This is a genomic window from Streptomyces sp. LZ34, from assembly GCF_053890475.1.
On the sequence record NZ_CM132680.1, the window covers coordinates 3,565,499 to 3,583,626 of the forward strand.

An 18,128-nucleotide genomic window follows, 5' to 3' on the forward strand; every position below is an offset into this window, starting at 1 on the left:
CTCAGTCGTCCTCCTCGCCGCTCTCCTTCACCTCGCGGAGAACGTCCAGCGCGTCCCGGACCCGCCCGGCCAGGTGGCGGGGGCAGCTCCAGGCGTCGGCGGCGAACGGCTCGTCGGGGGCCTCGAAGTCCTCGGGCGCCCAGAAGTGGTTCAGATGCGCGCCGATCAGCGCGTCGGGGTTGCCCGCGACGGCGTACCCGCGGCCCGCGATGCGCTCCAGGCCCTGCCAGGGGTGGACCGCGGGGTGCGGGCAGGGCTCGTCCAGGGGGGCGAGGTCGACGGCCTCGAAGATCTCCTCCAGCACGCCGAGAACGCTGGTCGGCAGGTCGACGACCATCCCGTCCACCGCCCAGCAGGCGAGCAGCAGCAGAACGGCCCGCTCCCGCTCGCCCCCGGCGCCGGCCGCGTACCGGCGGGCGGCCCACAGCGCGGCGTTCTGCACCAGCTCGTCGTGCTCGGTCACCCAGGACTGCCGGTAGGTGGCGGTGAGGGTGTCGATGTCGATCCGCCCGTCGGGGAGCAGATACTCCGCGTCGAGGTGGGTGGTGTCGCGGCTGCCGAAGAGCTTGTCGCGCCCGGCCAGCAGCTGGTCCAGCGCCTCGCGGGCCAGTCCGGCGAGGAAGGCCGGGCACAGCCACCCCTCCAGGGGGGTGTGCCACCCCTCGATGCCGCCCCGCCGCCGGTATACGCCCCGCCCGCCGGGGCTGAGCAGGTGGACGCCCACGGTGGCCAGCGCCGCCGGGTCGTCGCCGGTCTCGGGGTGCTCGCCGTCCCGGTGCGCGCAGGGCTCGTCGCCGAGCCCGGGCAGTACGGCCTCGAGGGCCCCGATCATCTCGTCCAGCACCCACTTGCCGCGGATGCGGCCGCTCACCGCGTACCAGCAGGCGGCGTGCAGGATGACCACGAGCCCGGCGCGGCTGTCGCCGTCGGGGTGGGCGCGCAGCGCGGCGGCGTAGTCGGAGAGCTCGTACGCGGGGTCGACGCGGGGGTGGTCCCAGAGGACGGACCGCAGGTGCCCGGCCTTGCGCGCGTCGATGAGGGGCAGCCGGGGCGGGATGTCGGCCACATGGCCGGGGTCGATGATGTCGATGGCCACGCGCGCGTATCCGGCGATGTTGCGCGGGCACAGCCACTGCTCCTTGGTGGCCGCATCACGCCACTGCTCGTCCTCGGCCTCGCTCCGGCCGTTGCGCAGCAGCGGCAGCAGCCGCGCCAGGTGGTCGTGGCGCTCGTCCAGGTCGTCCTCGTACGGGTGCCGCTGATGCCCGCAGGCGCGCTCGCGCAGGGCGCTGTCGGCGGCGTCGAGCGCCACCAGGGCGCCGCCCTCGACGACGTCCCCGGTGAGCCAGCCGGTGTGTTCGGCCGTCATCAGCAGGCCGAGCGTCCACAGGTAGGCGTGCTCACCCGCGGGCTCGGCGGTCAGCCGCTCGGCACAGTCGCGGACGAGCCGGTCGGCCTCGTCCTTGGAGCGGCCTTCGCGGACGGCGTCCCACTGGTCGGCGAGTTCCCGGACGCGGTCGGCGGTGATGGCAGGGAAGTCCCTCATGGTCTCCCAGACGATGAGGGACCCCGTGCGGGTTCCGAACCCCCGGCGGGAGGGCTCAGCGGGCGGTCTGGGTGTGGACGTACTCCACCAGGCGGGTCAGGGCGTCGGGGTCGGTGCTGGGCAGCACGCCGTGGCCGAGGTTGAAGATATGGCCCTCCAGGCCCCGGGCCGCGTCCAGCACCTCGTCGGCCTTGGCCTCGACGGCCTGGCGCGGGGCGAAGAGCACGGCCGGGTCGAGGTTGCCCTGCAGCGCCTTGCCGGGGCCGATCCGCCGGGCCGCCTCGTCCAGCGGCACCCGCCAGTCCACGCCGACGACGTCCGCGCCCGCCTCGCCCAGCAGCCCCAGCAGCTCGCCGGTGCCGACGCCGAAGTGGATGCGCGGCACCCCGTATCCGGCCACGGCGTCGAAGACCTTCGTGGAGGCGGGCATCACGCGGGCCCGGTAGTCCGCGGGGGCCAGGGCGCCGACCCAGGAGTCGAAGAGCTGTACGGCGGAGGCGCCCGCCTCGATCTGCACCTTCAGGAAGGCGGCGGTGATGTCGGCGAGCCGGTCGAGCAGATCGGCCCACAGCTCGGGGTCGCCGTACATGAGCGCCTTGGTGCGCTCGTGGTTGCGCGAGGGGCCGCCCTCGACGAGGTAGCTGGCGAGCGTGAAGGGCGCGCCGGTGAAGCCGATCAGCGGGGTGGCGCCGAGCTCCCCGGTGAGCATCCCGACGGCCTCGGTGACGTACTTCACATCGTCCGGGTCCAGCGGACGCAGCCGGTCCAGATCCGCGCGGGTGCGGATGGGCTCCGCGATGACCGGGCCGACGCCGGGCTTGATGTCGAGGTCGAGCCCGATGGCCTTCAGCGGGACCACGATGTCGCTGTAATAGACGGCCGCGTCCACATGGTGGCGACGAACCGGCTGCAGCGTGATCTCGGTGACCAGGTCCGGCCGCATGCACGAATCGAGCATCGCGATGCCCTCGCGGACCTTGAGGTACTCCGGCAGCGAGCGGCCTGCCTGTCGCATGAACCACACCGGAGTATGCGAAACCGGCTCACGTCGGCAGGCGCGCAGGAAGGCCGAGTCGGCCGTGGTGCTCGCCGCGGTGCGGCCGGTCTGCTGCTGGCCCGAGGGCCGCTCGTTGGCGCTCATGACCCAAATCTTCGCACGGGCCGAACGAGTGACCCGCCAACCCGGGTGTTCTTCCCCGGTTGAGGCCCCCGTTGCGCCTACTCTTCCGAGCATGGCAGCGGTTCAAGGACACCTCTCGAACGGTGCTGACGGCGCTGAGAGCGCGGACGGGGCGGACGCGGCGGGCGGGGAAGGGGCTCCGGCCGTCTTCCGGCATGCCGTCGCCGGGCTGTGCGCCGTACGGCCGCGGCCCGAGGTGGAGCTCTCTCCGACCCCGCCGCCGCGGCGGCTCGCGCCGTTCTCGTACGCGCTCGAGGCGGCGGTCACGGCGGACGCGGCGGACGACGACGAGGAGCTGGCCGAGGGGCGGCTGATCCTGCTGCACGACCCGGCCGGGCACGACGCCTGGGCGGGTACGTTCCGCCTGGTCACCCTGGTGCACGCGGACCTGGAGCCGGAGATGGCGGCGGATCCGCTGCTGCCCGAGGTGTGCTGGTCGTGGCTGACCGGCGCGCTGGAGGCGCGCGGGGTCGAGTACCGGCAGCCGAGCGGCACGGTGACCCGGGCGAGCTCGCACTACTTCGGCGGGATCGGGGAGCGCGAGCCGTCGACCCGGATCGAGATCCGCGCCTCTTGGACGCCGTCCGAGCGGCCCGCCGCGGAGCCGGCCCGGGGGGAGCACCCGCGGCCGGAGCGGCCACACCGGGCACCCGCCCCGGGTGACGGACCGGCCGGGGTGCCCGACACCGCCGCGCACCTGGCCGCCTGGTGCGATCTGCTGTGCCAGATCGCGGGCCTGCCGCCGGCCGGGGCGGCCGAGGCGGGGGTCGTATCGCTGCCACAGCGGCGCGGTCCTCAGCCTCGCTAGGCGCCCGCTGATCAGGCTTGATCGATCAGTCGTCCTAATTGCCCGAATTGTTACTCACCAAATCGTGATCATTCCCTAAAGCCGGGCCGTATCGGTGCCGAAGGACGTGGTGACCCGTCCCACCACTTCCCCCCAGGAGGCCTGGTGTCTGTTCTCCTCGAGCAACCTTCCAGCCTGGTCGCCTATCGCCCGAACAAGCCGACGGCCATGGTCGTCGTCGCCGACCCCCGCGTCCGTTCCACCGTCACCCGTCACCTGTGGGCCCTCGGGGTGCGCGACGTCATCGAGGCGTCGTCCATCGCGGAGGCCCGTCCCCGTATCGGCAACCCGCGCGACATCTGCGTCGCCGACGTCCACCTCCCCGACGGCTCCGGCCTCACCCTGCTGTCCGAGACCCGCGCCGCGGGCTGGCCGAACGGGCTGGCCCTCTCCGCCGCCGACGACATCGGCGCCGTCCGCAACGCCCTGGCCGGTGGCGTCAAGGGCTACGTCGTCACCGGCACCCGCACCAACCTGGGCATCCCGGGCCGCCCCGGCGCCGCTCCCCTCGGCGCCGCCGCCCGGATGCACCGCCGCCCGCCGGGCGCCCCCGGACACCCGGGCGGCTACCGCGAGCTGTCGGGACGCGAGGTCGAGGTGCTGCGGCTGGTTGCGGAGGGCCAGTCCAACAAGGCCATCGGCGTCTCGATGGGCCTGTCCGCACTCACCGTCAAAAGCCACCTCGCCCGCATCGCCCGCAAGCTGGGCACCGGCGACCGGGCCGGAATGGTCGCGGTCGCACTGCGTACGGGGATCATCCACTGACCCCCGCCCCACCCGTCCCCTGAGCCCGTACAGAAGCCCGTACAGGCCCCGCACAGACCCCTTACCGGCCCGGCACAGACCGGGCACAGACCCGGCACAGACCCCCTACGAGCCGCCCCCAGACCCCTCCCAGACCCCCGTACATCACCCGTACACCCCCTGGCTCCCGCCCAGGCCACCACCGTCCACCCACCGCCCGGCGCCCGCCGACGGAACGTTCCGTCGGCGGGCGCCCTGCGTACCCGGTATGCACAGCTACCCTTGACAGGTGACCGACGCCCAAGAGACCGCAGCAGAGACGACACTGCGAACCACCGGGGGCGCTCCCCCGGACGACCTTCCCTCGGCGCCGGTCCCCTTGCTGGAGCCGCGCGAGGGCATCCCGCCCGTCACCGCCGACCCTGACGCGCTCGCCGAGGTCATCGCCGCCTTCGCCGCGGGCCACGGCCCGGTCGCCGTGGACGCCGAGCGCGCCTCCGGCTACCGCTACGGGCAGCGGGCCTATCTCGTCCAGCTGCGCCGCGCCGGCGCGGGGACCGCCCTGATCGACCCCGTCGGCTGCCCCGACCTGTCCGGCCTGGGCGACGCCATCGCCGACGCCGAATGGGTGCTGCACGCCGCCACCCAGGACCTGCCCTGTCTGCGGGACATAGGCATGCTCCCCGGCCGCCTCTTCGACACCGAACTGGCGGGCCGGCTGGCCGGGTTCGCCCGGGTGGGCCTCGGCGCCATGGTCGAGAACATCCTCGGGTACGCCCTGGAGAAGGGGCACTCCGCCGTCGACTGGTCCACCCGCCCGCTGCCCGACCCGTGGCTGCACTACGCCGCGCTCGACGTCGAGCTGCTGGTGGACCTGCGCGACGCGCTGGAGGAGGAACTGGCGCGGCAGAGCAAGCTGGAGTGGGCGCAGCAGGAGTTCGCCGCCATCGCCTCGGCCCCGCCCGCCCCGCCCCGCAAGGACCCCTGGCGGCGCACCTCGGGGATGCACAAGGTCCGGCGGCGCCGGCAGATGGCCGTGGTGCGCGAGCTGTGGACGGCCCGGGACAAGATCGCGCAGCGCCGCGACGTCTCGCCGGGCAAGGTGCTGGGCGACGCGGCCATCGTCGAGGCCGCGCTGGCCCTGCCGACAACCGCGCGCGCCCTGGGCGCGCTGGGCGGCTTCGGCCACCGCATGGGCCGCCGCCAGCTGGAGCAGTGGCAGGCCGCGGTGGACCGGGCGCGGGCCCTGCCGGAGTCGGAGCTCCCCCAGCCGGGCCAGCAGGTGGCCGGCCCGCCGCCCCCGCGCGCCTGGGCCGACAAGGACCCGGCCGCCGCGGCCCGGCTCTCGGCGGCCCGCACGGCGGTGACCGCCCTGGCCGAACGGCTGAACCTGCCTCAGGAGAACCTGATCGCCCCGGACACGGTGCGACGGCTGTGCTGGGAGCCCCCGGCCGAAGCGACCGCCGACTCCGTCGCGGCCGTCCTGCACGGCTACGGCGCCCGCCCCTGGCAGATCGAGCAGACCACCCCGCTCCTGCTGGCGGCCCTGGGCGCGACGGCCTGAGCCGCCCGCGGCCAAGACGGGGGGCACGGGTGTGAACTTCACCCTTCCCGGAGCGGGGGCTGGGCACCGTGGTTACTCATAAGTAGCATAAGGTCGTGGAGGCACGCCCCGTGGGCGTGCCCGCAGCAGTGCCATCCCGCGCACCTGGAGGAGAGCCAACGTGCCTCGTACCGCTAGGGACGTCGTCTTCGTCGACGGCGTCCGGACCCCGTTCGGCAAGGCGGGTCCGAAGGGCATCTATCACGAGACCCGCGCCGACGACCTGGTCGTCAAGTGCATCCGGGAGCTGCTGCGCCGCAACCCGGACCTGCCGCCGGAGCGCATCGACGAGGTGGCCGTGGCCGCGACCACGCAGATCGGCGACCAGGGCCTGACCATCGGCCGCACCGCGGGCATCCTGGCCGGGCTGCCCCAGTCGGTGCCCGGCTACTCGATCGATCGAATGTGTGCCGGCGCGATGACCGCCGTGACCACGACCGCGGGCTCCATCGCCTTCGGCGCGTACGACATCGTCGTCGCGGGCGGCGTGGAGCACATGGGCCGCCACCCGATGGGCGAGGGCGTCGACCCGAACCCGCGGTTCGTCTCGGAGAAGCTGGTCGACGAGTCGGCCCTCTTCATGGGCATGACGGCGGAAAACCTGCACGACCGCCTGCCGCACATCACCAAGGCGCGCGCCGACGAGTACGCGGTGCGCAGCCAGGAGAAGGCCGCCAAGGCCTACGCCAACGGCAAGATCCAGCAGGACCTGGTGCCGATCTCGGTACGGCGCACCAGCCCAGAGGGCGGCGAGCTGGGCTGGGGCCTGTCGATCGCGGACGAGCCGATGCGCCCGGGCACCACGCTGGAGGGCCTGACCACCCTGAAGACCCCGTTCCGCCCGCACGGCCGGGTCACCGCGGGCAACTCCGCGGGGCTCAACGACGGCGCGACCGCCTCGCTGGTCGCCGCCGAGGACGTGGCCCGGGAGCTGGGCCTGCCGGTGAAGATGCGGCTGGTCGGCTACGCCTTCGCGGGCGTCGAGCCGGAGGTGATGGGCTACGGCCCGATCCCGGCGACCGAGAAGGCCCTCGCCAAGGCGGGGCTGACGATCCGGGACATCGGCCTCTTCGAGATCAACGAGGCCTTCGCCGTACAGGTCCTGTCCTTCCTGGACCACTACGGCATCGACGACGACGATCCGCGCGTCAACCAGTACGGCGGCGCGATCGCCTTCGGGCACCCGCTCGCCTCCTCCGGGGTGCGGCTGATGACGCAGCTGGCCCGGCAGTTCGAGGAGCAGCCCGAGGTCCGCTACGGCATCACCACCATGTGCGTCGGCTTCGGCATGGGTGGCACCGTGATCTGGGAGAACCCGCACTTCGAGGGGAACAAGTGAGCACTACGGAAGAGCTTCTCAAGGGGGCGGCCGAGCTGTTCCCGGACGAGGTCGTGACGCAGGCGCACGTCCGCCATCTGGACCTGCCCCAGGGGGCAGGCCGGTTCGCCCTCATCACCCTCGACAACGGCCTGGACCACACCAAGCCCACCACCTTCGGCCCGGCCTCGCTGGCGAACCTGAACGCCGCGCTCGACCAGGTCGAGAAGGAGGCCGCCGAGGGCGAGATCGTCGGTGTCGGCGTGACCGGCAAGCCGTTCATCTTCGCCGTCGGCGCCGACCTCAAGGGCGTCGAACTGCTGAAGCGCCATCCGCACGCTTTGGCCATCGGCAAGGGCGGCCACGACGTCTTCAAGCGGCTGGCGGGCCTGGCCGTGCCCACCTTCGCGTACTACAACGGCGCGGCGATGGGCGGCGGCGTCGAGGTCGGCCTGCACTGCGCCTACCGCACCGTCTCGGCCGCGCTGCCCGCCTTCTCGCTGCCCGAGGTCTTCCTGGGCCTGGTCCCCGGATGGGGCGGCTGCACCCTGCTGCCGAACCTGATCGGCGCGGACCGCGCGGTCACGGTGATCATCGAGAACTCCCTCAACCAGAACCGGCAGCTCAAGGGCAAGCAGGTCTACGAACTCGGGATCGCCGACGCGCTCTTCGAGGGCGCGGACTTCCTGGAGCAGTCGCTGATCTGGACCGCGTCCGTGCTCCGCGGCGAGGTCGAGGTGGTACGTCCCGAGGTGGACCGCGGCGAGGCCTGGGACGCGGCCGTCGAGCGCGGCCGCGCCATCGCCGACAGCAAGGTGCACGGGGCGGCCCCGGCCGCGTACCGGGCGCTGGACATCATCGCCGCCGCCAAGAACGGCGACCTGGGCCAGGGCTTCGACTCTGAAGACATCGCCCTCGCCGACCTGATCATGGGCGGCGAGCTGCGCAGCGGCATCTACGCCTTCAACCTGGTCCAGAAGCGCGCCAAGCGCCCGGCCGGCGCCCCGGACAAGTCCCTGGCCCGCCCGGTCACCAAGGTGGGTGTGGTCGGCGCGGGCCTGATGGCCTCGCAGCTGGCGCTGCTGTTCGCGCGCCGCCTGGAGGTGCCGGTCGTGCTGACCGACATCGACCAGGAGCGCGTCGACAAGGGCGTGGGCTACGTCCACGACGAGATCGACAAGCTGCTGCTCAAGGGCCGCGTCAACCAGGACAAGGCCAACCGCCTCAAGGCCGCGGTGACCGGCTCCCTCGACAAGGCCGCCGCCTTCTCCGACGCCGACTTCGTCATCGAGGCCGTCTTCGAGGAGATGGGCGTCAAGCAGCAGGTGTTCGCCGAGGTCGAGGCGGTGGTGCCGGAGCACGCCATCCTGGCCACCAACACCTCCTCGCTGTCGGTGAGCGAGATGGCCGCCAAGCTCCAGCACCCCGAGCGGGTCGTCGGCTTCCACTTCTTCAACCCGGTCGCGATCCTGCCGCTGCTGGAGATCGTCCGCGGCGAGAAGACCGACGACGCCTCGCTGGCCACCGCCTTCGGCGTGGCCAAGAAGCTGAAGAAGACGGCCGTCCTGGTCAAGGACGCCCCGGCGTTCGTCGTCAACCGGATCCTGACCCGCTTCATGGGCGAGATCCAGAACGTCATCGACGAGGGCACCCCGGTCGACGTCGCCGAGCGCGCCGTGGAGCCGCTGGGCCTGCCGATGTCCCCGCTGGTGCTGCTGGAGCTGGTCGGCCCGGCGATCGGCCTGCATGTCTCGGAGACCCTGCACGGGGCGTTCCCGGACCGCTTCACGGTCTCGGAGAACCTGCGGCGCGTGGTCGAGGCCGGTAAGCGCGGGTTCTACGTCCACGATTCCGGAAAGCCGGAGCTGGACCCGGAGGTCGCCGCGCTGCTGGAACAGGGCGACTCGGTCCTGACGGAGGAGCAGGTGCGGACGCGCGTCCTGGAGACGGTCGCGCAGGAGATCGGCCTCATGCTGGACGAGGGCGTCGTCGCCGAGGCACAGGACATCGACCTGTGCCTGATCACCGGCGCGGGCTGGCCCTTCCACCTGGGCGGCATCACCCCGTACCTGGACCGCGAGGGCATCTCGGAGCGGGTGATCGGCCGCCGCTTCCTCGCCCCGGGCGTGGCGAGCGTCCCGGCGTAACGCGTTGTTTCCCGAGTGCCGGACGGGCTGGGAGCCCGTCCGGCACTCGCGTTCTCAATCGTCCGGCTCGTCCATGTCGGCGGGCGCGGGAAGGCGTCTGCCCCGGCTGTCGGCGACCCGCAGAGCGTCGCGCAGCGCTTCGCACAGCCGGTTTGCCAGATACCGGAGTTCCCCGGCGCCCGCCTTCCTGTCAGCGAGCAGTTCACCTGCGTGGCCGAGCAGTTGGTTACCCATACCGAGCTGCACCGCTTCGATATCGTCAGCCATGCGCGCGAGGTAGCCGCGGCCGTCCTCGTCCGTCACGAGGTAGCAGGGCTGGCCGCTCGGGCCGGACCACGGCAGCAGACGGGGCTGTGCACTCACCGGACAGCCGCCTTCATGCCATGGATGATTCGGGGTCCGGCATCGAGACGGTCATCAGCCGCCCGGTGTCGGCTCGACGGCGGCAGCAGTAACCGCAACAGCGCCTCAACGAGTTGCGCGATATTTTGGGTCATGTCGTCAACCTTCCAGTGGTTGAGGGCCACAGCCCCGGACGTCCGGCAACGTCGCGGGGTTCTTCGCTGTCCGCGTCACTCGCCCGTGCGGTCCGCCCTCTACCGGTGTGTGGGTGGCTGGTGCACGTCCGACGGTTCGGCGCCGACGCGTTGCGGCGTTGCTCGTCAAGTTCAGGAAGGAAGCGGGCAAGTCACTGGATGAGGCGGCCGACCGGATCGGGTGCCACCGTACGAAGATCAATCGCATCGAGAACGCACACCTCGGCATCTCGCTCGGAGAGCTGCGCGACCTGCTGACCTTCTACGGAGTGGACGACCCGGCGCAGGTCGACGAGATGGTTTCGCTCGCGCGTCGCGGCAGAGAGCCCAATTGGGTACGGCGTGCCAGCATCGCCAGGCCGTCGTACCCCGACTTCATCGACTACGAGGAATCGGCCGAGTACATTCGCACCTTCCAGTCCTCCCTGGTCACCGGGCTGTTGCAGACTCCCGACTACGCGCGGGCGGTCATTCAGACGGCGCCCTCGACACTGGGGCCCGAGGGCGTCGAGGCATTGGTCACCGCGCGCATGGAGCGGCAGGAAGTGCTGAAGCGGGATCAGCCGCCCCGCCTGTGCGTGATCGAGGGCGAGGCCGCTCTCCGGCTCCGGGTCGGCGGGCCGGAGATCATGCGCAAGCAGCTTGACCACCTTGTGGAGATGGCCCAGCACCCCAGCGTCGAGTTGCAGGTCATCCCGCACAGCGCGGGGGCTCATGCCGGACTCTTCGGCGCGTTCGTGCTGTTCGCCTTCCCCAACCCGGCGTTCTCTGATGTCGTATGCGTGGAGCACAGGACGGGGACCCTGTACATGGAGACACCCGAAGAGACGGCAGAATATACGCTGATCTTCGATTCTCTCCGGTCGATCGCCTTGAGTCCGCGCGAGAGTCTCGACCTGATCGCCCGGATACAGCACGAGCTGTAGCACCAGCAAGCAGAGAGGCAGCGAAGGATGTGCCCGCCGTACCGTGACAGCGCAGATTGGCGCAAGAGCAGCTACAGCGGGCAGGGCGGCAACTGCCTGGAAGTGGCCGATCGCCTCCTCCCTGGCAACGTCCCCGTCCGTGACAGCAAGAACCCGCAGGGGCCGGTGCTGGTCTTCTCGCGGGACGGCTGGTCATCGTTCGTCTCCGCGGTCAAGCGCGGAGAGTTCCCCGTCACCTGACTCACTCGGAGGGCGGATCGGACGCCGTAGCGCTCGCCCGGGATTCCGGTGTGATGAGGCGTCTGGAGCTGTGGGGCGATGTGACGTTACTCAGACGACTATCCCATCGGTCAGGTCAGCGGCTCAGGGCGGCTTCGCCGCCCGCCGTGGGACGGGTAAACGGCACACCAAACACCCCGTAGCCCTTGATCAACCCTGCTGGCGCGAAGTGGCACCACAGGTGGCAAGGTCAACTACCTGCGGTTTTGCCTGCCCGCGTCGGTATTTACGCGTCAGAGGTCATGTTGTGCGGTGCCCAGGCGTGGTATGCACGGCCGTAGACTCCGTGAACCATGAAGGTGCTGATCTCTGTTGACATGGAGGGCATCTCGGGGCTCGTGCATCCCACCGAGACGAATCCGGATCGATACGACTACGAGCGCGGCCGGGGATTGATGACGGCCGAAGTGAACGCCGTGATAGCTGGCGTCCTGGACGCCGAGCCCACTGCCGCGGTTTGGGTCGCCGACGCGCACGGGCCTTTCCGTAACCTGCTTCCGGAGGAACTTGACCGACGGGCGCATCTGATTCGTGGCAAGCCGCGCCCGCTGGGCATGCTCGGCGGACTCGACGAACACACCGACGCGGTTATGCTCATCGGCTACCACGCCCGTGCTGGTGGCGGGCCAGCCGTGCTGGCGCACACCATGAACGACGGCATCCTGGATGTGCGCGTGGCCGGACGTTCCATGGGCGAGATCGGTCTCAACGCCGCCATGGCCGGGCATTCGGGTACGCCGATCGTACTGCTCAGTGGCGACGACACAGCCTGCGCCGAACTGTGTGATCTAGGCCGTGTCGTTTGGATCATCGGATCGTTGGTCTGATGTGTCGTTGACTGATGCGCAGTGGGCACGGATCGAGCCGTTGCTCCCGGACCGGACGCCGATGCGGGGCGGTCGCTGGAGGGATCACCGGGAGGTGATCGACGCGATCGCCTTCAAGTTCCAGACGGGAACGCAGTGGGTGCACCTGCCGGAGAAGTACGGAAACTGGCGCGGCGTCTACAACCGGCTGCGGATGTGGGCCGTCGACGGCACCTGGGAGCGGGTGTTCACCGCTCTGATGGCTCAGGCCGACACCGATGAGGACCTCGACTGGGCGGTTTCGGTGGACTCCACGATCGTGCGAGCCCACCAGCATGCGGTCGGGGCCCGCAAAAAGGGGCCCCGGCCGGCGAACCGACGACCATGCCATCGGACGGTCCCGCGGCGGACTGACCACCAAGATCCACCTCGCCTGCGACGGCCGCGGGCGTCCCCTGGCCATCCTCGTGACACCGGGCCAACGACACGACAGTATCTGCGCACGCACCCTGCTGGAGCGCATTCGGGTTCCTCGTCTCGGCCTTGGCCGACCACGCTGCCGACCCGGCCAGATCATCGCGGACAAGGCGTACAGCTCCCGCGGCCTCCGCGCTTACCTGCGTAAACGCGGCATCGCACACACCATCCCCGAGAAGACCGACCAGCAAAGGCACCGTCACAATCGCGGCAGCCGCGGCGGGCGGCCGCCAGTCTTCGACCGCGAGACCTACCGCCGACGCAACACCATCGAACGCTGCTTCAACCGGCTCAAGGGCTTCCGCGGCATCGCCACGAGATACGAGAAGACCGCCACCTCCTACGAAGCAGCGGTCACACTCGCGTCTTTCCTACTCTGGGCAAGATCCGTTTGAAGACGGACCCTAGTGCAGTTCGGTTACAGAACGGCCGTTCCCCGCACCACCGATCTGTACAAGGATTCCAGGCATCGACACACTGACCTGGATCAGTCGTCATACTGACCTGGTCCATCGGGAATGTACGGGGGGATTCCATGCGCCGTTCCACCGCGGCTGCCGCCGCAGTCGTCACGCTCACCGCCACCCTTGTGGCATGCGGGGGTTCGGACGGGGGCAGCGACAAGGCCGGGCCCACGGGGCCCACGAAGGGTGCCGGCTCCAGCAGCACCGCCCAGCCGGCCGGCGAGCAGTCGCCCGGCGCCACCGCCGGCAGCACGCAGGCGCCGGTCGGCAAGCTCGGCGACACCCTGAAGCTGGTGGGGATGGAAGGCAGCCTGAACGGCACGGGCACGATCGAGGCCGACTTCACGTTGGAGAAGTTCGAGAACCACGCCAAGTCGGCGATCGGCGTACTCGAACCGGCCACCGGGAACCGCCTCGTGGCCGCCAAGTTCACCATCGTCGAGACCGGCACCGGCACCTACCAGGACTCCGGGTTCGCGGAGGCGATGGTCTACGACGCGAACGGGCAGGGATATCAGGGCAAGGCCGGAACCCCCACCGTCGGCAAGTCCCTTGGCGGCCTCCAACTGATCGTCAAGCCGGGTCAGCGGGTCTCCGGCTGGATCGTCTTCGAGGTGCCGAAGGACGCGAAGATCACGTCCGTGACGTACGTGATGGAAAAGGTCGGGCCGGACCCCGAGCGCACGGGCAAGTGGACCCTCGACTAGGCGGTTTCGTTTGGATCATCGGGCGGACCAGAGTGAAGATGCCGGCGATGTGGAGTCCGGCCAGGTAGATGGTGGCTGTCTTCTCGTAGCGGGTGGCGATGCCTCGCCACTGCTTGAGGCGGTTGATGCACCGCTCGACGGTATTGCGCTGCTTGTAGGTCTCGCGATCGAAGGCCGGTGGTCTGCCGCCTCGGCTGCCGCGTCGCAGTCGGTGGCCGCGTTGGTCCGCCGGAACGGGGATCACGGCCCGGATGCCGCGTCGGCGCAGGTGCTCGCGGATCGCGCGGGACGAATACGCCCTGTCCGCCAGGACCACGTCCGGTCTGGTGCGCGGCCGGCCCCGTCGGCGGGGAACACGCAGGCGGGCCATGACCTCGGTGAAGGCAGGTGCATCGCCTGCCTGTCCGGCGGTGAGGACGAAAGCCAGAGGCCGACAGCCGACATCGGCAGCCAGGTGGATCTTGGTGGTCAGTCCGCCGCGGGACCGTCCGATGGCATGGTCGTCGGGTTCGCCGGCCGGGGCCCCTTTTTGCGGGCCCCGGCCGCATGCTGGTGGGCTCGCACGATCGTGGAGTCCACCGAAACCGCCCAGTCGAGGTCCTCACGAAGGCGATCGCGTCGATCACCTCCCGGTGATCCCTCCAGCGACCGCCCCGCATCGGCGTCCGGTCCGGGAGCAACGGCTCGATCCGTGCCCACTGCGCATCAGTCAACGACACATCAGACCAACGATCCGATGATCCAAACGACACGGCCTAGTCCCCTCTGCGATCACCGTCGCGGTCAAACAGGCCCTCGGTCAGGCTGCCGCTATCGCTCTGCACCCCCAAGAGGCCCGGGAGCGTCTGCGCCGGGCGGCCGCCGAAGCCATCACGCGGCGTGCACTGGTTTCGCCGCTGGCCCTTGCCGGACCGCTTGATGTCGAGGTCGACCTTTACAGCCCGTCCACGGTCGATCTGGCGACACTCGTGCCAGGTGTCTCACGCGCTAAGGGCGGCCGCACAATCGCCTTCACCGCCTCCGACTTCGCCGATACCTACCGACTGGTCCTGCTACTCGCACAGCTCGCCACTATCAAACCCGGCTAGCTAAAGGGCAAGGCCATGAAGTTATGGGCTGATGGGTCCTGTCAACAGGATGTCGATGCTGATGGTGGCCTTGTAGGTGCGTCGGTCGACGCGGAGGCGCCTGGTCGACCGTGACCGCACCCATTACCCGGCCGACCTCGCGATCGTCGAGGACGTGCCCGGTGAGGACCTGATGGACCTGCGCAACCGCGATGCGCGCGCCGCGGAGCCGACCATGATGCGCCTCGCTGAGAGCCTGGCGATGATGCGTGGCCACCGGGCGCCGTCCTTCGGCAAGGTGGCCCTGATCGACGCGGGCGGCACGTCAGGTTCGGCCTCGTGCGAGCAGGCAGCGCTCGCCTTCGCGCTACGCTGCCTCGCCGAGGCGACCGCGCGCGACCACAGGATCGCCGACGCCCGCGATCAGTTGGAGGAGCGGCTGCGTCAGCTGACCGCGGCGGTGCGGCCGCGCGCCGAGTACTCCGTCGTCCACGGCGAGCTGGGCCTGGACCACGTCATGGTCGACCGAGACGGCCATCCCGTCGTGATCGACATCGAGAACCTGCTGTACTTCGACGTCGAGTGGGAGCACGTGTTCCTACGCCTCCGCCATACCGACAGCCAGTATCAACAGCTGGCGGTGGACGGCCTCGACGAGGACCGCCTCGCTCTCTACAAACTCACCCAGCATCTGTCGCTGACGGCCGGCCCGCTGCGCCTGCTCGACGGGGACTTCCCCGACCGGGAGTTCATGCGGGGGGTCGCCGAGCATCACCTGAACGAGGCGCTGGCGCTGGTCCCGGCAGGTTGAAGACGCGACTTGCGTGTTTGTGCCGGTCAGCTGACCGGCGTGGTCAGGCCACTGCGGTGAGCGAGACGTGTGACCAGATGCCTCACAAAGACCGGGACTGCCTCAACTTCGCAGAGACAGGACAGAAGGCCGGCGGGCTCAGCCCAGTGAACGGAGCTGTCCAGGACGGTCCCGACGTCGTAATCACACCACTCACGTAGTGATCATTTCACTGAGACAACGCATGGCCGCTGTTGCCTCTGACTTGAAAGGCCCATTCCCTACAGGGAATTGCCGGTCTCCACCGCGCCCCGCAGGATCTGGTCCGAATGGACCTGCCCGGGCAAGGAGACGAAGATGATCGAGATCGACCCGCAGCAGCTGGCCGACCGCTACATGGCTCAATGGAATGTGCCCGACGCCGCAGAGCGCCGCGCGGCCATCGAGCGACTCTGGGCCGAGGACGGCACCCACATCCTTCACCCGCCTGCGGAGATACGGGAGACCGCCGCGGAACTCGGCTTCGACCACCCGACTCTGGAGGCTCAGGGATACGACGCCATCGAGACCCGAGTGGCGCGAAGCTACGAGCGGTTCGTCGAGAAACAGGGATTCGCCTTCCGGGCGCGCCCCGGTGCGATACGTCTCAATGGCGTGGTCAGGATCGGCTGGGAGGCGGCGTCCACCGCAACCGGCGACGTGGTGGGTGGTGGTTCGGACATGCTCGTACTCGACGACAACGGCCGCATCAAGACCGATTACATGTTCCCGGGCTCCTGACCGGCGGCAGCGCAAGTCATTGCCCCGGCGGCTGCTGAGAGAGCCTCGGCCGTCGCCGGGTCGGCCGGCAGGAACGCCTCCAGCTTCAGCTCGGCAAGCGTCACGTCGACGGCGGTGGCGAAGGTCGTCACAGTCGTCATCAGGCGCAGCTCACCGTACGAGGACCGCAGGCGGAGCGGCACGGCGAAACCGAGTTGCCCGGCGGACGGCTCCAGCTCGGGAACGTACCCGGTGAGCTCGGCGCGCAACTCCTCCAGGTGGCCAAGGCGCACCAGGATGTGGCGCGCCCACTCGGCGAGGTTGAGGATACGGGGGGCCAGGCCGTCGGGATGCAGCGCAAGGCGGTAAATGTTCGTGCCCGGACCCACCAGCTCGGCGGCCACACCCTCGGTGATCAGGTCGAATGCGGTGTTCGCGGCGATCAGGTCACCGCCCCGGTCCACGACCAGCGCCGGATACGGCAGATGCCCGCGGAGGATGTGGTCGATCGCCGTGCGCACGGGGGCCAGCACCGGATCGTCCAGTGAGCTCTCCGGGTAGGCGGGCGCGTACCCGGCGGCCAGCAGCAGCTCGTTGCGCTCCCGCAGCGGCAGCTCCAGCGACTCGGCCAGGCGCACGACCATGTTCCGGCCCGGGACAGACCTGCCAGATTCAATGAAGCTGAGGTAGCGCTGGGTGGTGCCCGCTCGCAGCGCCAGGTCGAGCTGGCTGACATGACGGCGGGTACGACGTTCACGAAGCGTACGAGGAAAGTCCACGGGCCTGTTGTAACGGCGGCGGTGGGTCCCAGGCCATTCCCCGCAGGGAATTGTCGCCACTCGTACCGGTCGTGAACATTGCCGACATGGACATCGGTGTACTACTTCCGACCGGAACCGCCCAGTGGGGCGCTGCCGACGACCCCCGCGAGCTGATTGCCTTCGGCCGGTACGCCGAACGCTCGGGCTTCTCCTCGCTCTTCGCCAACGATTCCCTGATCAGCCCGCGCATCGAGGCGCTCACGATGCTGGCCGCACTCGCCCCGGTGACCGAGACCGTGACGCTGGGCACAGCTGCACTGATGCCGTTCCTCCGTCGGCCGATCCAGGCCGCGCAGTCACTTGCGTCGATCGACCTGCTGTCCGGTGGCCGACTCACCGTGACCGTCGGCGCCGGCTTCCCCGGCCGATTCGGGCGGCCCCTCTACACGCTGTCCGAGCTGCCGTGGGAAAGGCGCTTCGCCCGCCTGGACGAGACTGTCGCGCTGTGGCGGGCCCTGTGGGACGGCGCCGACGCCTTCCACGGCGAGATCCTCCGGTTCGATGACATCCCGCCCACGACCAGGCCGTCCCGCGCTGGCGGCCCATCCATCTGGCTCGGCGGCGCGACACCCGCAGCGCTGGCCCGCACTGGCCGACTGTACGACGGATGGCTGCCCTACCCGCCTGACCCCGCCGACTACGCATCCGGCCTCCGCAACGTCCACAAAGCGGCGGCCGACGCCGGACGTGCGACCGAGGACATCACCCCCGCACTATTCGTCTCGGTACGGATCGACAACGACATCGAGAGCGGCCGTCGGGCACTGGACGACTACGCGCGGGCCACATACGGAATGCCACTGGAGGAGCTGGAAAAGATCCAGGCAGTTGTCACCGGCTCCGCGGACCAGGTGCTTGAGCACCTAGGACGGTACGTCGCCGCCGGTGCTCGGCACATCGTCGCCCGCCTCGGTGCCCTGGACCTGCACTCCCAGCGCGACCAGCTCGAACGGATCGCAGACCTGATCCCCGCTGTCCAGGGGGCGGCTGATCACGCCTCCACCTCGGAAAGCTCCTGAGTCTGGCCCAGCCGGCACGAAGCGACGACGGTGATCAACCTTTCCGAGCTGGATCTCAACGGGCTGGCCCGGTGGCTGTCGCCCCGTTTCCA

Annotated in this window: 14 protein-coding genes and 6 pseudogenes; 14 read left to right on the forward strand and 6 right to left on the reverse strand. The window is 70.1% G+C overall.

Annotated elements, in window-relative coordinates:
- Position 1 precedes the first annotated feature (1 nt).
- Both ACWY4P_RS13695 and hemE read right to left on the reverse strand, forming a co-directional pair.
- Positions 2-1,546, reverse strand: coding sequence for a hypothetical protein (locus ACWY4P_RS13695; RefSeq protein ID WP_456210819.1), 1,545 nt, complete (start codon positions 1,544-1,546; stop codon positions 2-4).
- 55 nt (positions 1,547-1,601) lie between these two features.
- The gene (hemE, locus tag ACWY4P_RS13700; RefSeq protein WP_456210820.1) at positions 1,602-2,687 is read right to left on the reverse strand and encodes a uroporphyrinogen decarboxylase; all 1,086 of its coding nucleotides are present in this window, start codon (positions 2,685-2,687) and stop codon (positions 1,602-1,604) included.
- A 91-nt stretch (positions 2,688-2,778) separates the two neighbouring features.
- Here hemE and ACWY4P_RS13705 point away from each other — a divergent pair, with 91 nt between their 5' ends.
- The 5 genes from ACWY4P_RS13705 (at position 2,779) to ACWY4P_RS13725 (ending at position 9,385) form a co-directional block, all read left to right on the forward strand.
- Positions 2,779-3,534 (forward strand): DUF3000 domain-containing protein, encoded by a 756-nt coding sequence (locus tag ACWY4P_RS13705; RefSeq protein ID WP_456210821.1) that lies wholly within the window; start codon positions 2,779-2,781, stop codon positions 3,532-3,534.
- Positions 3,535-3,678: 144 nt separating this feature from the next.
- Positions 3,679-4,338 (forward strand): response regulator transcription factor, encoded by a 660-nt coding sequence (locus tag ACWY4P_RS13710; RefSeq protein WP_014175686.1) that lies wholly within the window; start codon positions 3,679-3,681, stop codon positions 4,336-4,338.
- 268 nt (positions 4,339-4,606) lie between these two features.
- Positions 4,607-5,881, forward strand: coding sequence for an HRDC domain-containing protein (locus ACWY4P_RS13715; RefSeq protein ID WP_456210822.1), 1,275 nt, complete (start codon positions 4,607-4,609; stop codon positions 5,879-5,881).
- A gap of 160 nt (positions 5,882-6,041) precedes the next feature.
- Positions 6,042-7,259, forward strand: a complete 1,218-nt coding sequence (locus tag ACWY4P_RS13720; protein WP_456210823.1) for a thiolase family protein — start codon at positions 6,042-6,044, stop codon at positions 7,257-7,259.
- Complete coding sequence (locus ACWY4P_RS13725) at positions 7,256-9,385, forward strand: 3-hydroxyacyl-CoA dehydrogenase NAD-binding domain-containing protein (protein ID WP_456210824.1); 2,130 nt, start codon at positions 7,256-7,258, stop codon at positions 9,383-9,385. Before ACWY4P_RS13720 ends, ACWY4P_RS13725 begins: the two co-directional genes overlap by 4 nt.
- A gap of 54 nt (positions 9,386-9,439) precedes the next feature.
- Here the strand turns inward: ACWY4P_RS13725 and ACWY4P_RS13730 are convergent, their stop codons facing one another.
- Complete coding sequence (locus tag ACWY4P_RS13730; protein ID WP_456210825.1) at positions 9,440-9,748, reverse strand: hypothetical protein; 309 nt, start codon at positions 9,746-9,748, stop codon at positions 9,440-9,442.
- Between the two features lie 292 nt (positions 9,749-10,040).
- On the opposite strand from ACWY4P_RS13730, the gene ACWY4P_RS13735 reads away from it, so the two are divergent.
- The 5 genes and pseudogenes from ACWY4P_RS13735 (at position 10,041) to ACWY4P_RS13755 (ending at position 13,580) form a co-directional block, all read left to right on the forward strand.
- Positions 10,041-10,847, forward strand: coding sequence for a helix-turn-helix domain-containing protein (locus tag ACWY4P_RS13735; protein ID WP_456210826.1), 807 nt, complete (start codon positions 10,041-10,043; stop codon positions 10,845-10,847).
- A 27-nt stretch (positions 10,848-10,874) separates the two neighbouring features.
- Positions 10,875-11,087, forward strand: a complete 213-nt coding sequence (locus tag ACWY4P_RS13740) for a DUF397 domain-containing protein (RefSeq protein WP_456210827.1) — start codon at positions 10,875-10,877, stop codon at positions 11,085-11,087.
- A gap of 332 nt (positions 11,088-11,419) precedes the next feature.
- Positions 11,420-11,917, forward strand: a pseudogene (locus ACWY4P_RS13745) (M55 family metallopeptidase); the annotation flags it as partial.
- 97 nt (positions 11,918-12,014) lie between these two features.
- Positions 12,015-12,804 (forward strand): annotated as a pseudogene (locus tag ACWY4P_RS13750) (IS5 family transposase).
- 140 nt (positions 12,805-12,944) lie between these two features.
- Complete coding sequence (locus ACWY4P_RS13755; protein ID WP_456210828.1) at positions 12,945-13,580, forward strand: DUF4352 domain-containing protein; 636 nt, start codon at positions 12,945-12,947, stop codon at positions 13,578-13,580.
- Here ACWY4P_RS13755 and ACWY4P_RS13760 read toward each other — a convergent pair.
- Positions 13,507-14,299 (reverse strand): annotated as a pseudogene (locus tag ACWY4P_RS13760) (IS5 family transposase). The gene ACWY4P_RS13755 and the pseudogene ACWY4P_RS13760 overlap by 74 nt on opposite strands.
- Positions 14,300-14,335: 36 nt before the next feature.
- Between ACWY4P_RS13760 and ACWY4P_RS13765 the strand changes: the two are divergent.
- Both ACWY4P_RS13765 and ACWY4P_RS13770 read left to right on the forward strand, forming a co-directional pair.
- Positions 14,336-14,668: pseudogene (locus tag ACWY4P_RS13765) on the forward strand (M55 family metallopeptidase); the annotation flags it as partial.
- Positions 14,669-14,765: 97 nt separating this feature from the next.
- Positions 14,766-15,458, forward strand: a pseudogene (locus ACWY4P_RS13770) (phosphotransferase); the annotation flags it as partial.
- 100 nt (positions 15,459-15,558) lie between these two features.
- On the opposite strand, the pseudogene ACWY4P_RS13775 reads toward ACWY4P_RS13770, so the two are convergent.
- A pseudogene (locus ACWY4P_RS13775) lies at positions 15,559-15,654 on the reverse strand (IS5/IS1182 family transposase); the annotation flags it as partial.
- Positions 15,655-15,794: 140 nt separating this feature from the next.
- Here ACWY4P_RS13775 and ACWY4P_RS13780 point away from each other — a divergent pair.
- Positions 15,795-16,217 carry a hypothetical protein gene (locus tag ACWY4P_RS13780; RefSeq protein ID WP_456210829.1) on the forward strand — a complete coding sequence of 141 codons (423 nt, stop codon included), beginning with the start codon at positions 15,795-15,797 and terminating at the stop codon, positions 16,215-16,217.
- Here ACWY4P_RS13780 and ACWY4P_RS13785 read toward each other — a convergent pair.
- Positions 16,196-16,975, reverse strand: a complete 780-nt coding sequence (locus ACWY4P_RS13785; RefSeq protein WP_456210830.1) for a helix-turn-helix domain-containing protein — start codon at positions 16,973-16,975, stop codon at positions 16,196-16,198. The genes ACWY4P_RS13780 and ACWY4P_RS13785 overlap by 22 nt on opposite strands.
- A gap of 86 nt (positions 16,976-17,061) precedes the next feature.
- On the opposite strand from ACWY4P_RS13785, the gene ACWY4P_RS13790 reads away from it, so the two are divergent.
- Positions 17,062-18,036: an LLM class flavin-dependent oxidoreductase gene (locus ACWY4P_RS13790; RefSeq protein ID WP_456210831.1), complete on the forward strand. Its 975-nt coding sequence runs from the start codon at positions 17,062-17,064 to the stop codon at positions 18,034-18,036.
- The last annotated feature ends 92 nt before the right edge of the window (positions 18,037-18,128 follow it).

Coding starts and splice junctions, on each gene's coding strand:
- ACWY4P_RS13755 (WP_456210828.1), top strand. CDS start 12,945: ATGCGCCGTTCCACCGCGGCTGCCGCCGCAGTCGTCACGCTCACCGCC.
- ACWY4P_RS13705 (WP_456210821.1), top strand. CDS start 2,779: ATGGCAGCGGTTCAAGGACACCTCTCGAACGGTGCTGACGGCGCTGAG.
- ACWY4P_RS13790 (WP_456210831.1), top strand. CDS start 17,062: ATGGACATCGGTGTACTACTTCCGACCGGAACCGCCCAGTGGGGCGCT.
- ACWY4P_RS13695 (WP_456210819.1), bottom strand. CDS start 1,546: ATGAGGGACTTCCCTGCCATCACCGCCGACCGCGTCCGGGAACTCGCC.
- ACWY4P_RS13740 (WP_456210827.1), top strand. CDS start 10,875: ATGTGCCCGCCGTACCGTGACAGCGCAGATTGGCGCAAGAGCAGCTAC.
- ACWY4P_RS13780 (WP_456210829.1), top strand. CDS start 15,795: ATGATCGAGATCGACCCGCAGCAGCTGGCCGACCGCTACATGGCTCAA.
- hemE (WP_456210820.1), bottom strand. CDS start 2,687: ATGAGCGCCAACGAGCGGCCCTCGGGCCAGCAGCAGACCGGCCGCACC.